Origin of the sequence: Ramlibacter tataouinensis (genome assembly GCF_027941915.1) — a bacterium.
Classification (GTDB): domain Bacteria; phylum Pseudomonadota; class Gammaproteobacteria; order Burkholderiales; family Burkholderiaceae_C; genus Ramlibacter; species Ramlibacter tataouinensis_C.
Genome location: NZ_CP116009.1, coordinates 3105139 through 3119787 on the forward strand (window position 1 = coordinate 3105139; position 14649 = coordinate 3119787).

A 14649-nucleotide genomic window follows, 5' to 3' on the forward strand; every position below is an offset into this window, starting at 1 on the left:
CATGCGCATCCTGCTCGTCAGCTACTACTTCCCCCCCTTCAACAGCGTCGGCGCCATGCGCCCCGGCGCACTGGCAGGGTTCTTGGCGCAGCAAGGGCACGATGTGCACGTGCTCACGTGTTCCAACCAGCCGTTCCCGCAGGGGCTGCCGCAGCACTTGCCGGCAGCGCAGGTGACGGCCGTGCCCGGCTGGTCGGTCAACGCCCCCATCGAGTGGCTGCGCGGCGGCCGGGACAAGGTGGCGCGCCAGGGCTTCGGCGCCACCGCATCGGCAGCGACGCCGATGGGCCGCCTCGGTCGGCTGTACAAGACCCTGCTGCACTGGCCCGACGGCCAGCTGGGCTGGGTGCAGGCAGCCACTGCGGCGGGGCGCGCGCTGTTGCGCAGCAAGCCCTTCGACCTGGTCTATGCCAGCGCGCCGCCGTTCTCGGGCCTGCGCGTGGCTGCGAGCCTGTCGCGAGAGTCCGGCGTGCCCTGGGTGGCCGAGTTGCGCGACCTGTGGACGGACAACCATGCCTATGCCTACCCGGCGTGGCGGCGAACGATCGAGCGGCGCTGGGAACGGCGCCTGCTGTCTTCGGCCCGGGCCCTGGTGACCGTCTCGGCGCCCCTGGTGCGGCAGCTGGGCCGCTTCGGCCTGCCGGTGTGGGAGGTCCGCAACGGCTGCGACCCGGCCGACTTCGACGGGCTGGCGCGGCCCGAGGGGTTCGGCGAGGACCGGGCCAGACTCGACCTGGTGTTCACCGGCAATGTCTACGACGGCCACTACGACCTGGATGCGTTCTGCGCCGGCCTGTCGGCTTACCTGGCGCAGGGCGGCCGGGCGCGGGTGCACGTGGCCGGCCGCAACATCGCCGGCTTGCAGCACGCGGCGCTCCGGCATGGCGTTGCGCAGCACTTCACCTTCCGGCCCACGGTGCCGCGCCGGCAAGCCCTGGCCATGCAAGGCCATTCGGACGTGCTGCTGGCGTTTCTCTGGAGCGGCGGCGGCGAGGAGGGCGTGTATTCGGCCAAGCTGTTCGAGTACGCCGCCGCCGGGCGCCCGATCCTGGCCGTGGGCCGGCGCAACGACGTGGGCGCGTTGATCGAAGCGGCCCGCATCGGCTCGGTCCATCCGGATGCAGCGTCGGTGGCTGCGGCGCTGGCTTTGCTGCAGGCGCGCAAGCTGGCGACCGGCGTGCTGTCGGTGGCGCCCGCGCCGGGGCACGACTTCTCGCGGCGTTCGCAATTCCTGCTGCTGGAGCAGCGGCTGGCAGCGCTGATGGCGGGCCGGAGCTGAAGCGCCATGCGGGTCTGCTTCGTCACATCCAACACCTTCGCGCTCAATGCGTTTCTGGCCATGCCGATCCAGGCCCTGGCGCAGCGCGGCTGGGAAGTCCATGTCGTGGTGAATACGGCCGACGGCGCCGTCGCGCCGGCGATCTGCAGCTCGGCAAGAGTCCACCCGGTGGACCACGCCCGCGACATCTCGCCGCTGAAGGACCTCGTGTCCCTGTGGCGGCTCTGGCGGTTGTTCCGGCGGATCCGGCCCGATGTCGTGCACAGCGTCACGCCCAAGGCGGGCTTGCTGGCCATGACGGCGGCGCGCCTGGCCGGCGTTCCTTGCCGCATGCATACGTTCACCGGGCAGGTCTGGGCCACGCGCGAGGGCGCCATGCGCTGGCTGCTTCGCGGGGTGGACCGGTTCTTCGCTGCCTGCGCCACCCGGGTCCTGGCCGACAGCCCGTCGCAACGCGAGTTCATGGCCGGTGAAGGCGTGGCGGCGGCTGGCCGGATCGGCGTGCTGGGCGAGGGCTCGATCTGCGGCGTCGACACGCAGCGGTTCCGCCCGGATGCGCAGGCTCGCGGGCAGGTTCGTTCCCGGCTGGGCATCGGGCCGGACGCGCCGGTGCTGCTGTACGTGGGCCGGTTGCATCCGGACAAGGGGCTGGCCGAACTGGGCGCGGCCTTCGGCCAGCTCGCCAGCCGGCACCCGGACCTGCATCTGGTGCTGGCCGGGCCGGACGAGGGCGGGCTGGCCCTGGCGCAACGGGGCGCCGGCGCTGCTTCGTCCAGGTTGCACGCGGTGGGCATGACAAGAGAGCCCGAGCGCCATATGGCGGCCGCCGACGTGTTCTGCCTGCCCAGCTACCGGGAAGGCTTCGGCCTGTCGCTGCTGGAGGCCGCTTCGGCGGGGTTGCCCTGCGTGGCCAGCCGCATCTACGGAATCACCGATGCGGTGCAGGACGGCGCGACGGGGTTGCTGGTGCCGGTGCGGGATGCTCCGGCGCTGGCCGCCGCGATCGAGCGATTGCTTCAGGATGAGGCCTTGCGCTCGCGGTTGGCCGCGGCGGCGCGTGAGCGCGCCCTTGGCCGGTTCTCGCGCGAGGCGATGATGCAGCACTGGATGAGGTTGTACGAAGAGGTGCGCCAGTCGGTTTGAGGCCGGCACGAGGCCGGCTTTCCCGGCACCTGCAGAGGGGCCGGGTGTTTCGGGCCATGCGAGAATCGCGCCCGCCCAAGCGATCTCCCCCAAGGCATGCTGTTCCTGCTGATTCTCTGTGGAGTGGCCTCCACCTTGGCGTCCGGGGTGCTGGTTCGCTCCGGCCGCCGCAGCGCCGAGCGTTATGGCATGGACATGCCCCAGCGCTTCCATGCCGGCCACGTGCCGCGCCTCGGGGGCGTGGCCATGATGGCCGGCTGCTCCCTGGGCTGGCTCTGGATGGTGGTCGCGCAGCCCTGGTTCGGGGTTGCCAACGGCATCTGGCTCAGCCCCCGCGAGGGCGTTTCCTGGTGCCTGGCCGCCATGATCGCCGCCTGGGGCGGCACGGCGGAGGACGTCTGGCATCAGCTTCGCGCCCGCTGGCGACTGGTCTTCACCCTGGCCGCCGCCCTCGCCGGCGTGCTGCTGCTCGACCTGCGCATCGGCGGCTTCGACCTGCCCTGGATCGACCGCTACTGGAACCACTGGCCCTGGGTCGGCATCGCCTTCGCCGTGCTGGCCATCGCCGGCCTGCCGCACGCCTTCAACCTGATCGACGGCTACAACGGCCTGGCCGGCACGGTGGCCATGGTCTGCTGCCTGTCCATCGCCTACGTGGCGATGCAGGTGGGCGATCGGCAGATCGCCGCCCTGGTGCTGGTGCTGGCCGGCGCCACGGCCGGTTTCCTGCTGTGGAACTACCCGCGCGGGCTGATCTTCGCGGGCGATGGCGGGGCCTACCTGTGGGGGGCGGTGATCGCCATGGCCAGCATCCTGCTGGTGCAGCGGCACGCGCTGGTATCGCCCTGGTTCCCCATGCTGCTGCTCGCCTACCCGGTGCTGGAGACCGGGTTTTCGGTGTACCGAAAAGTGGTACGCGGCCAGTCGCCCAGCATGGCCGATGCGCTGCACCTGCACCAGCTGGTGTACCGGCGCATCGTGCGCGAGGTGTTCGACGACGACGAGGCCCGGCGCATGTTGATGCGCAACAACCGCACCTCACCCTACCTGTGGGCGTTCTGCCTGCTGACCGTGGTGCCCGCGACGCTGTTCTGGAAACAGACCGAGGTCCTGATGGCGCTGTGCATCGCCTTCGTGGTGCTGTACGTCTGGGCGTACACCAGCATCGTGCGTTTCCGCGTGCCCCGATGGATCCGCCGCGGCGCCCAGACGCGCTCCGGGTCGGGTCGCGACTGAATCTTCCTGCCCTCCAGACCCAAGCGGGACTGCAAATTCCTCCCGCAAGCACCCGGCGTCCGGTACGCTGTCGGCTCCATACGCAGCTGGGGCGCCGGATGCCGATGGGGTCGATCGTTTGCGTCACCGGAGGGACCGGATTCATCGGCCGGCGCCTGGTCTCGCGGCTGGTCGAGCAAGGGCACGTCGTTCGCGTGCTGTCGCGCGGCGGCAAGCCGGTGCCCGCTGGCGTCCACCGGGTCCAGGGCGACCTTCTGGCGCAAGTCCCGGAAGCCTTCCTGCACGATGCCGCCATCGTGTACCACTGCGCCGGCGAGCTGGCCGACAAGTCCGTGATGCATGAGCTGCACGTGGAGGGCACCCGGCGGCTGCTGGCGCGTGTCAGTGATGAGGTGGCTGCATCGGGACGCCCCTTGCGCTGGGTTCAGCTCAGCAGCGTGGGTGCCTATGGCCCGCTGGCGCAGTGCCGCGGCCGCGCCTGCTGCGTGACCGAGGACTGGCCGGACGATCCGGTCGGCGAGTACGAAGTCAGCAAGGCGATGGCCGATCGCCTCGTCCTGGATTGGAGCCGCAACGAGCAGCGGATCGGGGCCACGGTGCTGCGGCCCTCGACCGTCTTCGGCCCCGGGATGCCGAACCAGTCGCTGCGTGCGCTGCTCGACGCGATCGGGCGCGGCCGGTTCTTCCACATCGGCCGGCACCCGGCCGTGGCCACGTACGTCCACGTGGATGACGTGGCAAGGGCGTTGCTCCTGTGCGGCACGGACCCGCGCGTCCTGGCGAACACCTACATCCTTTCGAACGACTGCACGTTTGCCGAGATCGTGGCGGCGGTAGCGACCGCTGCCCACCGCCGCCCCCCGGCGCTGCGTGTTCCGGAGCGGCTGGCGCGTGCGCTTGCCCGCGCAGCAGCTGTCTTCGTTCGCCACCCGCTGACGCCCGAGCGGATCGACGCGCTCACGCGCCGGGTGCGCTATTCGAGCGACCGGCTGGCCGGCCTGGGCTTTTCCCCCGCCCGGCCTGTGCCGCAGGCGATGGTCGATTACTGGAGGGGCGCCAGCGCGAACCTGTCCTGACCCGCGCCACCCCCCGCTCTTACGCTTCTCGAAGTCAGCTCGCGGCCGCCTGGTGCCGGGCCCGCGCAATCACTTCCCGCGCCTGCTGCTCCGCCCGCACCGCCGCCTCCAGCGGCGACCGGCACAGCCCCGCCACTTCGTAATTCAGGTTTTCGTACAGCTCGGCCAGCTCCGGCACGGCGGCCAGCAGCGCCTCCAGGCCGGCGTCGCGCGGGTGGGCGCGCAGCTCGTCCTGGATGTGGGTGACCAGCGAGCGGTACTGCTCGGGGTCGGCCGGCACGCGGCTGCGCTCCAGCTTGCGGAGCACCTGCACCAGCGTGACCAGGTTGCGGTGGGCGGTCAGTGGCGTGTTCATGGAGAGGCAGTTCAGGCCGGCTGCCCATTTTTCAAGCAGCCCCGCTGCGACAATGGGCCCATGTCCGTCCCCGTTTTGCCGCCGTCCGCGCCATGAAGGCCCGATCGCTGCACGACCTGCAGGAGATCCAGCGCAAGCTCGCCGAGCAGCAGCAGCGCGCCGCCCAGGAGGCCGCGGCTCGCGAGGCGGCCGAGCGCAAGGCTGCCGCCGAGAAGAGCCTGTTCGTGCGGGCCGCCGGCCAGGTGCAGCCGCTGCGCCATGGGCCGCGGGTGCTGCTGGCGGGCGAGCCGCCGCCGCCGATTCCCGTGCAGCAGCAGCTGGACGAGCAGCGCGTGCTGGCCGAGTCCCTCAGCGACGATTTCGACGCCAGCACGCTGCTGGACGTGGACGACGCGCTGAGCTTCCGCCGGCCCGGCATCGGGCTGGATGTCACCCGCAAGCTGCGCAAGGGGCACTGGAGCATCCAGCGGGAGATCGACTTGCACGGCCTGCGCCGGGAGGACGCGCGCGAGGCGCTGTCGGCCTTCATCCGCGAGGCGCACCGCCACGGCGTGCGCTGCCTGCGCGTGGTGCACGGCAAGGGCCTGGGATCGCCCGGCAAGACGCCGGTGCTCAAGGCCAAGGTGCAGGGCTGGCTGGTGCAGAAGAAGGAAGTGCTGGCCTTCGTGCAGGCGCGCGGCGACGAGGGCGGCGCCGGGGCGCTGGTGGTGCTGCTCAAGCCGCTGGGGCCTGGGGTCTAGGCGCGGCGGTCGCTTCGCTCACAGCAGCCCGCGCTCCGCCATCGACAGCGCATCCCCCGGCGCCACGATCACGTGGTCGAGCACGCGCACGTCCACCAGCGCCAGTGCCGCCTTCAGGGTCTGGGTCAGGGCTTCGTCGGCGCGCGAGGGGTAGACGGTGCCGCTGGGGTGGTTGTGCGACAGCACCACGGAGGCGGCTTCGTGCGCCAGGGCGCGCACGACGATCTCGCGTGGGTAGACCGAGGTCTGCGTGAGCGTGCCGCGGAACATCACCTCCAGCTCGATCAGGCGGTTCTGGGCGTCCAGGAACATGACCGCGAATTCCTCGTGCGGCTGGCGCGCCAGGTGCAGCTGCAGGTAGTGCTTGACGGCGTCGGGTGAGCTGAACACCTCGCGCGCGCGCAACTGCTGGGCCATGGCGCGGCGCGCCAGCTCCAGCACCGCCACCAGCTCGGCCCGCTTGGCGGGCCCGCCCAGGCCCTTGATGCGCTTGAGGTCCTCGGGCCGCGCGTGCAGCAGGCCGGCGATGCCGCCGAAGTCGTCCACCAGTTCCTGCGCCAGCGCGAACACGCCTTTGCCCGCCAGGCCGGTGCGCAACAGCAGGGCCAGCAATTCGGTGTCGGACAGGGCGGCGGGGCCACGCGCCAGCAGCTTCTCGCGCGGGCGGGCGTCGGCGGGCAGGTGGTGGAGGGTCATTGGGCGTGGCGCCAAGCGCGGGTCTGCCCCGGCGCCGCAGGCGGAATCGCTCCCGACCGTAAAATCCACCCTGTCATGCCATCCCCTACGCCCCGCGTGCAGCCGGGCTCCTTCCTGACGCTGCACTACCGCCTGGCCGGGCCCGGCGGCGACGTCATCAACACCTTCCGCGACAAGCCCGCGACTTTGACACTGGGCACGGGCGAGCTGTCGCCGGCCATGGAGCAGCGCCTCATCGGCCTGGAGGAGGGCGCGCGCGCCACCTTCGAACTGGCCGCCGGCGAGGCCTTCGGCGAGCGCAACCCGGACATGGTGCAGTGGGTCGCGCGCAAGCTGTTGCGCGAAGTGGGCGACCCGCAGGACGAGTACCACGTCGGCGAGGTGGTGGAGTTCCCGGCGCCGGACGGCCAGGGCAGCTACGCCGGCGCCGTGCGGCAGGTCGGGCGCGAGGGCGCTCCCGACGCCGTGCTGTTCGACTTCAACCACCCGCTCGCGGGCCAGCCGGTGACCTTCGAGGTCCAGTTGATCGGGGTGCTGTGACCACCGCCGCGAAACAAGTCATCCTGGCCGAGCCGCGCGGCTTCTGCGCGGGGGTCGACCGCGCGATCGAGATCGTCGAGCGCGCACTTGCCAAGTTCGGCGCGCCGATCTACGTGCGCCACGAGATCGTGCACAACACCTACGTGGTCAACGACCTCAAGGCCAAGGGCGCGATCTTCATCGAGGACCTGGACCAGGTGCCCGCCGGCGCCACGCTGGTGTTCTCGGCCCACGGCGTCAGCAAGGCGGTACAGGACGAGGCGCGCCGGCGCGGCTTCGACATCTTCGATGCCACCTGCCCGCTGGTGAGCAAGGTGCACATGGAAGTGGCCAAGCTCGCGCGCGACGGCTACGAATTCATCATGATTGGCCACAAGGGCCACCCCGAGGTGGAAGGCACCATGGGCCAGCTCGACCACGGCATCCACCTGGTCGAGGATGTGGCCGACGTGGCCCGGGTCCAGCCGGCGCAGACCGAACGGCTGGCGCTGGTGACGCAGACCACGCTGTCGGTGGACGACGCGGCCGAGATCTCGGCGGCGGTGCGCCAGCGCTTCCCCCTCATTCGCGAGCCCAAGCAGCAGGACATTTGCTACGCCACCCAGAACCGGCAGGACGCGGTGAAGGTGATGTCGCGGCAGGTGGAGGTAGTGATCGTGGTCGGCAGCCCGACCAGCAGCAACAGCAACCGGCTGGCCGAACTGGCGCGCAAGCTGGGCGTGCCCAGCTACATGGTCGACAGCGCCGACGAAGTCCAGCCCGGGTGGCTGGAGGGGAAGTCGCGCATCGGCCTGACTGCCGGCGCATCGGCGCCGGAGCTGCTGGTCACCCAGGTGATCGATCGCATCCGCTCGCTGGGCGGCGTGGCCGTGCAGCGCATGGACGGCGTGCGCGAGACCGTGAAGTTCCCGCTGCCCAAGGGGCTGAAGATTTGACGATGGCCCGTCAACCCCGCGCAGTCGGGGAGCCAGCGCAACGCGCGTGCGGCGCTGGCGACAAGGGATGCCCCGGATGTCCACGGGAACGAGTGGCCCCATGAACCCCGCCGCCATCGGGCAAGCCGCCCGCATCTTCCGCGAGCGCTACCCGCATTTCATCCGCCGCACGCCGCTGATGAAGCTGCCCGGCAGCGCGCTGGGCGTGGAGGCCGCCGAGGTCTGGCTCAAGCTGGAGCAGCTGCAGACCTCCGGCAGCTTCAAGGCGCGCGGCATGCTGTACCGGCTGCTGTCCCACCCGATTCCGGCTGCCGGCGTGATCGTCGCTTCCGGCGGCAATGCCGGCATCGCCACCGCGGCGGCGGCGCGCGAGCTGGGCGTGCACTGCGAAGTGTTCGTGCCCACCGTCTGCAGCCCGGCCAAGCAGGCGCGGCTGCGCGAGCTGGGCGCGCAGGTGGTGGTGAGCGGCGCCGTCTATGCCGAGGCGCTGGAGGCCTGCCTGGCGCGCCAGCAAGCCACCGGCGCGCTGCTCACCCATGCCTACGACCAGCCGGAAGTGGTCGCCGGCGCCGGCACGCTGGCCTGCGAGATCGAAGAGCAGGGCGGCGGTGCGCCCGATTCGGTGCTGGTCAGCGTGGGTGGCGGCGGGCTGGTCGCCGGCATCGCCGCCTGGTTCGAGGATCGCAGCCGGGTGATTGCGCTGGAGCCCGAACTCGCGCCGACGCTGCACCGGGCCCGCCAGGCGGGCGAGCCGGTGGACGTGGCGGTCGGCGGGATTGCCGCCGATTCGCTGGGTGCCAAGCGCATCGGCCGGCTGGCCTGGGACATCGCGGAGCGCTGGGTGCCGCAATCGCTGCTGCTGCCGGATGCCGCGATCCGTTCGGCGCAGCTCTGGCTGTGGCAGCAGATGAAGCTGGCCGTGGAGCCGGCGGCGGCGCTGCCGCTGGCCGCGCTGCAGCAGGGCCTCTACCGGCCGCAGCCGGGCGAGGTGGTGGCGCTGGTCGTCTGCGGCGCCAACCTGGACCCGGCCAGCCTGGCCTGAGCGCGCCGCGCCATGACGCGCATCGGCCTGATTTCCGACACCCACGGCCTGCTGCGCCCGCAGGTGCTGGAGTTCCTGCGCGGCAGCGACCGGATCCTGCACGCGGGCGACGTCTGCGACGAAGCGGTGCTGCGGGAGCTGAAGCGAATCGCCCCGGTGAACGCCGTGCGTGGCAACAACGACAGCGGCGCCTGGGCCGACCGGCTGGCCGAAGGGGAGCGGGTCGCCGTCGAGCAGGTGGCGATCTTCATGGTGCATGACCTGGCCGACCTGCCCCGGCATCCGGGGGCCAGGGGCGCACGCGTGGTGGTGTCCGGCCATTCGCACAAGCCGCAGGTGCAGGAACGCGAAGGCGTGCTGTTCGTCAACCCCGGCAGCGCCGGCCCGCGCCGCTTCAAGCTGCCGATCGCGGCCGGGGAGCTGGTGGTGGACGGCGATTCCGTGGCGGCGCGGATCGTGGAATTCAGTCCCTGAGCGCCGCCGGCGCGTTGCGCTGGCTCCTGCGCCTGCCGGGGAGCGGCGGAACACAACAAGAGGGAGACAATAATCCGTCATGGAAACGAAATGGCTCGAGGACTTCGTCAGCCTGGCCGAGACACGCAGCTTCAGCCGGTCGGCGCAGCTTCGCCATGTGACGCAGCCGGCCTTCTCGCGCCGCATCCAGGCGCTGGAGGCCTGGGCCGGCACCGACCTGGTCGACCGCAGCTCCTACCCGACCCGCCTCACGCCCGCCGGCGAGACGCTCTACACCCAGTCGCTGGAGATGCTGCAGGCGCTACAGAGCACGCGTGCCATGCTGCGCGGCCACTCCACGGCCGGCCAGGACGTGATCGAGTTCGCCGTGCCGCACACCCTGGCCTTCACCTTCTTCCCGGCCTGGGTGTCCAGCCTGCGCGACAAGTTCGGGCCGATCAAGAGCCGCCTGATCGCGCTGAACGTGCATGACGCGGTGATGCGCCTGGTCGAAGGCGGCTGCGACGTGCTGATCGCCTACCACCACGCCTCGCAGCCGCTGCAGCTCGACCCCGACCGCTACCAGATGGTCACCCTGGGCGAGGAGGTGCTGGCGCCGTACTGCAAGCCGGGCCCGGACGGCGAGCCGCTGTTCCAGCTGCCCGGCCGCGCCGGCCATCCGCTGCCCTACCTGGGCTATGCGCCGGGCGCCTACCTCGGCCGGGTGACCGACCTGATCCTCAAGCAGTCGCCCACCGCCATCCACCTCGACCGGGTCTACGAGACCGACATGGCCGAGGGCCTGAAGGTGATGGCGCTGGAAGGCCATGGCGTCGCCTTCCTGCCGCACAGCGCGGTCAAGAAGGAGCTGCGCGCCCGCAAGCTGGTGCCGGCGGCGCCGCCCGGCGCTGCGCTGCAGATGGCGATGGACATCCGCGCTTACCGCGAGAAGCCATCGCCGCGCGAGGCGCCCAAGCGCACGGTGCAGGCCCTGTGGGCCTACCTGGCCGCGCAGGGCGCGGCCGAGGAAGGACCCAAGGTCCTCGCCGGCCGGCCATAATTTTTCCGCATAAAGCCGCAGCCCAATCAGCATTGGCTGCCCCGCGGCCCCGCCGCTACATTTCGACGCCTCCGGCGCCCCGTCCCCATGCCCAGCAACGACCACCGCATCGAACGCGATTTCCTCGGTGAAAAGCAGATCCCCTCGCACGCCTGGTGGGGCGTGCACACCGCCCGCGCCGTGGAGAACTTCCCGATCTCCGGCACGCCTGTCTCGGCCATGCCGGAGCTGGTGCGCGCCTTCGGCTTCGTCAAGAAGGCCGCCGCCCGCACCAACCTCGAGCTGGGCGTGCTGGACGAGGCGCGCACCCATGCCATCGTGGCCGCCTGCGAGCAGCTCATCGAGGGCGAGTTCCACGACCAGTTCGTGGTCGACGTGATCCAGGGCGGCGCCGGCACCTCGACCAACATGAACGCCAACGAGGTGATCGCCAACCTGGCGCTGCAGCACATGGGCTTCGAGAAGGGCCGCTACGACGTGCTGCATCCCAACGACCACGTCAACGCCTCGCAGAGCACCAACGACGTCTACCCGACGGCGGTGCGGGTGGCGCTGTGGTTCGGCATCGACCGCCTGCTCGACTCGATGGCCTTCCTGCGCGCCGGCTTCGAGGCCAAGGCCGAGGAGTTCAAGGACATCCTCAAGATCGGCCGCACCCAGCTGCAGGACGCGGTGCCGATGACGCTGGGACAGGAGTTCTCCACCTACGCCGTGATGATCGAGGAGGACGAGGCGCGGCTGCGCGAGGCGCGCGCCCTGATCCAGGAAGTGAACCTGGGCGCCACCGCCATCGGCACCGGCATCAACGCGCCGGCCGGCTACGCCGACCTGGCCTGCCGCCACCTGGCCGAGGTCAGCGGCGTGCCGGTGATCAAGTCGCCCAACCTGGTCGAGGCCACCCAGGACACCGGCGCCTTCGTGCAGCTGTCGGGCGTGCTCAAGCGGGTGGCGACCAAGCTGTCCAAGACCTGCAACGACCTGCGGCTGCTGTCGAGCGGGCCGCAGGCCGGCTTCGGCGACATCAAGCTGCCGCCGCGGCAGGCCGGCTCGTCCATCATGCCGGGCAAGGTCAACCCGGTGATCCCGGAAGTGATGAACCAGGTGGCCTACGAGGTGATCGGCAACGACGTCACCGTGACCATGGCGTCCGAAGCGGGGCAGCTGCAGCTGAACGCCTTCGAGCCGATCATGGGCTGGAGCCTCTACAAGAGCATCCAGCACCTGTCCAACGCCTGCCTGACGCTGCAGGCCCATTGCGTCTCGGGCATCGAGGCCAACCGCGACCTGCTGGCGCGCCGGGTGCGCGAATCGGTGACGCTGGTGACCGCGCTCAACCCGATCATCGGCTACGAGAAGGCGGCGCTGATCGCCAAGACCGCCATCGCCACCGGCGCGCCGATCGACGAAGTGGCTGAATCGCTGGGCATCCTGACCCGCGAACAGATGGAAGCCTTGCTGGTGCCCGAAAAGCTGACCCAGCCGATGCGGCTGGAGGGCGAGGGCGGCAAGGCCGCATGAACCTTCATGGCACGCAGTTCCCTCGCCATGGCAAGGTGGGATTCGGGTATTCCCGCAAGGCCGAGTCCCTAGAATTTCGTTGTCCGTTCACCCACCCATCCCCTTGAGGAGATTTCCATGAAGAAGGTTCTGCTGCTTGCCGCTTTGGCCGCCGGCGCCACCGGCACCGCATTCGCGCAGGCCAGCGACACCATCGCCAAGGCCAAGGCCACGGGCTCCGTCACCATGGGCGTGCGCGAGTCCTCGGGCGCCCTGTCGTACACCCTGGGCGATGGCAAGTACGCCGGCTTCCACGTGGAGATCTGCCAGCGCATCCTGGCCGAGCTGGAAAAGCAGGTCGGCCGCAAGCTCGACGTGAAGTACCAGGCGGTCACTTCGCAGAACCGCATCCCGCTGGTGCAGAACGGCACCGTGGACATCGAGTGCGGCTCCACCACCAACAACGCCGCCCGCGCCAAGGACGTTGGCTTCCTGAACACGACCTACGTCGAGGAAGTGCGCATCGCCGTCAAGGCCAACTCCGGCATCAACAGCATCGCCCAGCTCAACGGCAAGACGGTGGCCACCACCACCGGCACCACCTCCGTGCAGCACCTGCGCAAGCACGAGCGCGCCAACGGCGTCGACTTCAAGGAAGTCTTCGGCAAGGACCACGCCGACAGCTTCCTGATGCTGGAGTCGGGCCGCGCCGACGCCTTCGTCATGGACGGCTCCATCCTGGCCGGCAACATCGCCAACGCCAAGAACCCGGCCGACTTCAAGATCGTGGGCGAAGTGATCAACGTCGAGCCGATCGCCATCATGATCCGCAAGGACGACGCCGGCCTGAAGAAGCTGGGCAACGACGTCATCGCCGGCCTGATCAAGAGCGGCGAGATGAACAAGCTGTGGGACAAGTGGTTCCTGCAGCCGATCCCGCCCAAGAACATCAAGATCGGCCTGGCCCTGTCCGAGAGCACCAAGGCGGCCTGGGCCAACCCGAACGACAAGCCGATGGAAGACTACGCCAAGAAGTAACCCCGGGCTGAGCGAACCAAGGCCCCTGTCCGATGCCTTCGGCAGGGGTCTTGTCATTGGCGGGGGCGCCCGCGAAGATGGGCGATCAGAGGCGAAGAGGAGAAGCGCATGGCCTGGAAATGGCAGGTCTTCTGCAAGGAGACCACCACCGGCGAGACCGTCACCGGCTGCTTCGGCAGGGGCGGCGACGAAACCTACCTGAACTGGATCGTCTCGGCCTGGGGCTGGACGCTGACGGTGTCGCTGCTCGCGCTGGTCGTGGCGCTGGTCGCCGGGCTGGCGATCGGCACCATCCGCACCTTGCCCGACCGGCCCTGGGTGGTGCGCTTCGGCAACGCCTGGGTCGAGCTGTTCCGCAACATCCCGCTGCTGGTGCAGATCTTCCTGTGGTACTTCGTCATCCCGGGCATCTTCCCGGTGATGAGGGACGTGCCCTCGATCGTGCTGGTGGTCATGGCGCTGGGGATGTTCACCTCGGCGCGCATCGCCGAGCAGGTGCGCGCCGGGATCCAGGCGCTGCCGCGCGGGCAGCGCTACGCCGGGCTGGCGCTCGGGCTGAGCACCTGGCAGACGTACCGCTACGTGCTGCTGCCGATGGCGCTGCGCATCATCATCCCGCCCATGACCAGCGAGTCCATGAACATCATGAAGAACTCATCGGTCGCCTTCGCGGTGTCGATCACCGAGCTGACCTTCTTCGCCATGCAGTCGGGCGAGGAGACGGCGGCGCCGGTCGAGATGTACCTGGCGGTGACGGTGCTGTACGCGCTGTCGGCGTTCGTGATCAACCGCATCATGGCCTTCATCGAGTCGCGCACGCGGGTGCCGGGCTTCGTGGCCGCCGGCGGCATGGCGGGGGGCCACTAGATGCTGGGCAACCTCGACCTGACCTTCTTCAGCTGGGACCTGCTGGCGCCCTTCGTCTTCAAGGGCTTCGTCTTCAGCCTATGGCTGACGGTGGTGGCCACGGTAGGCGGCATCGCCTTGGGCACCGTGCTGGCGCTGATGCGGCTGTCGGGCGTGCAGGCGCTGGTGCTGCCGGCCGCCGCCTACGTCAACACCATGCGTTCCATCCCGCTGGTGATGGTGCTGCTGTGGTTCTTCCTGCTGATCCCGTTCGCCATCGGGCGCCAGATCGGGGCCGAGATGTCGGCGGTGATCACCTTCATCGCGTTCGAGGCGGCGTACTTCTCCGAGATCGTGCGCGCCGGCATCCAGTCGATCCCGCGCGGGCAGGTCAACGCCGGCTACGCCATGGGCATGACCTATGGCCAGAACATGCGGCTGATCGTGCTGCCGCAGGCCTTTCGCAACATGCTGCCGGTGTTCCTGACGCAGACCATCATCCTGTTCCAGGACACCTCGCTGGTCTATGCCATCGGCGCCTACGACATGCTCAAGGGCTTCGAGACCGCCGGCAAGAACCTGGGCCGCCCGATCGAGGCCTACCTGCTGGCCGCCGTGCTGTACTTCCTGATGTGCCTGGGGCTGTCGCGGCTGGTGCGCCGCGTGCAGCTCAAGGTGCAGATCATCCGCTGAAGAAAAGGCCGTCCCATGAG

Annotated in this window: 16 protein-coding genes; 14 read left to right on the forward strand and 2 right to left on the reverse strand. The window is 69.9% G+C overall.

Annotated elements, in window-relative coordinates; translation table 11 throughout:
* Window position 1: 1 nt before the first annotated feature.
* The 4 genes from PE066_RS14820 to PE066_RS14835 all read left to right on the forward strand — a co-directional run bounded on the left by PE066_RS14820 (window position 2) and on the right by PE066_RS14835 (window position 4734).
* Window positions 2-1279 carry a glycosyltransferase gene (locus tag PE066_RS14820; protein ID WP_271233299.1) on the forward strand — a complete coding sequence of 426 codons (1278 nt, stop codon included), beginning with the start codon at window positions 2-4 and terminating at the stop codon, window positions 1277-1279.
* 6 nt (window positions 1280-1285) lie between these two features.
* Window positions 1286-2422: a glycosyltransferase family 4 protein gene (locus tag PE066_RS14825; protein ID WP_271233300.1), complete on the forward strand. Its 1137-nt coding sequence runs from the start codon at window positions 1286-1288 to the stop codon at window positions 2420-2422.
* 96 nt (window positions 2423-2518) lie between these two features.
* The gene (locus PE066_RS14830) at window positions 2519-3658 is read left to right on the forward strand and encodes a glycosyltransferase family 4 protein (protein WP_271233301.1); all 1140 of its coding nucleotides are present in this window, start codon (window positions 2519-2521) and stop codon (window positions 3656-3658) included.
* A gap of 104 nt (window positions 3659-3762) precedes the next feature.
* Window positions 3763-4734, forward strand: a complete 972-nt coding sequence (locus PE066_RS14835) for an NAD-dependent epimerase/dehydratase family protein (RefSeq protein WP_271233302.1) — start codon at window positions 3763-3765, stop codon at window positions 4732-4734.
* Window positions 4735-4768: 34 nt separating this feature from the next.
* Here the strand turns inward: PE066_RS14835 and PE066_RS14840 are convergent, their stop codons facing one another.
* Window positions 4769-5089 carry a hypothetical protein gene (locus PE066_RS14840; protein WP_271233303.1) on the reverse strand — a complete coding sequence of 107 codons (321 nt, stop codon included), beginning with the start codon at window positions 5087-5089 and terminating at the stop codon, window positions 4769-4771.
* A 92-nt stretch (window positions 5090-5181) separates the two neighbouring features.
* On the opposite strand from PE066_RS14840, the gene PE066_RS14845 reads away from it, so the two are divergent.
* Complete coding sequence (locus PE066_RS14845) at window positions 5182-5829, forward strand: Smr/MutS family protein (protein ID WP_271233304.1); 648 nt, start codon at window positions 5182-5184, stop codon at window positions 5827-5829.
* 18 nt (window positions 5830-5847) lie between these two features.
* On the opposite strand, the gene radC is transcribed toward PE066_RS14845, so the two are convergent.
* Window positions 5848-6525 (reverse strand): RadC family protein, encoded by a 678-nt coding sequence (radC, locus tag PE066_RS14850; RefSeq protein WP_271233305.1) that lies wholly within the window; start codon window positions 6523-6525, stop codon window positions 5848-5850.
* 75 nt (window positions 6526-6600) lie between these two features.
* Here radC and PE066_RS14855 point away from each other — a divergent pair, with 75 nt between their 5' ends.
* From PE066_RS14855 to PE066_RS14895, 9 genes are all read left to right on the forward strand, one after another.
* Window positions 6601-7065, forward strand: a complete 465-nt coding sequence (locus PE066_RS14855; RefSeq protein WP_271233306.1) for an FKBP-type peptidyl-prolyl cis-trans isomerase — start codon at window positions 6601-6603, stop codon at window positions 7063-7065.
* Window positions 7062-8000: a 4-hydroxy-3-methylbut-2-enyl diphosphate reductase gene (gene ispH / locus PE066_RS14860; protein ID WP_271233307.1), complete on the forward strand. Its 939-nt coding sequence runs from the start codon at window positions 7062-7064 to the stop codon at window positions 7998-8000. Before PE066_RS14855 ends, ispH begins: the two co-directional genes overlap by 4 nt.
* A gap of 100 nt (window positions 8001-8100) precedes the next feature.
* Entirely contained in the window at window positions 8101-9042 is a 942-nt protein-coding gene (locus PE066_RS14865) for a threonine/serine dehydratase (protein WP_271233308.1), read from the forward strand.
* A 12-nt stretch (window positions 9043-9054) separates the two neighbouring features.
* Window positions 9055-9516: a metallophosphoesterase family protein gene (locus tag PE066_RS14870; protein WP_271233309.1), complete on the forward strand. Its 462-nt coding sequence runs from the start codon at window positions 9055-9057 to the stop codon at window positions 9514-9516.
* Between the two features lie 79 nt (window positions 9517-9595).
* Complete coding sequence (locus tag PE066_RS14875; protein ID WP_271233310.1) at window positions 9596-10555, forward strand: LysR substrate-binding domain-containing protein; 960 nt, start codon at window positions 9596-9598, stop codon at window positions 10553-10555.
* An 87-nt stretch (window positions 10556-10642) separates the two neighbouring features.
* Entirely contained in the window at window positions 10643-12073 is a 1431-nt protein-coding gene (locus PE066_RS14880; protein ID WP_271233311.1) for an aspartate ammonia-lyase, read from the forward strand.
* Between the two features lie 117 nt (window positions 12074-12190).
* Window positions 12191-13090, forward strand: coding sequence for an amino acid ABC transporter substrate-binding protein (locus PE066_RS14885; RefSeq protein WP_271233312.1), 900 nt, complete (start codon window positions 12191-12193; stop codon window positions 13088-13090).
* A 108-nt stretch (window positions 13091-13198) separates the two neighbouring features.
* Entirely contained in the window at window positions 13199-13957 is a 759-nt protein-coding gene (locus PE066_RS14890) for an amino acid ABC transporter permease (RefSeq protein ID WP_271233313.1), read from the forward strand.
* Window positions 13958-14629 carry an amino acid ABC transporter permease gene (locus PE066_RS14895; RefSeq protein ID WP_271233314.1) on the forward strand — a complete coding sequence of 224 codons (672 nt, stop codon included), beginning with the start codon at window positions 13958-13960 and terminating at the stop codon, window positions 14627-14629.
* The last annotated feature ends 20 nt before the right edge of the window (window positions 14630-14649 follow it).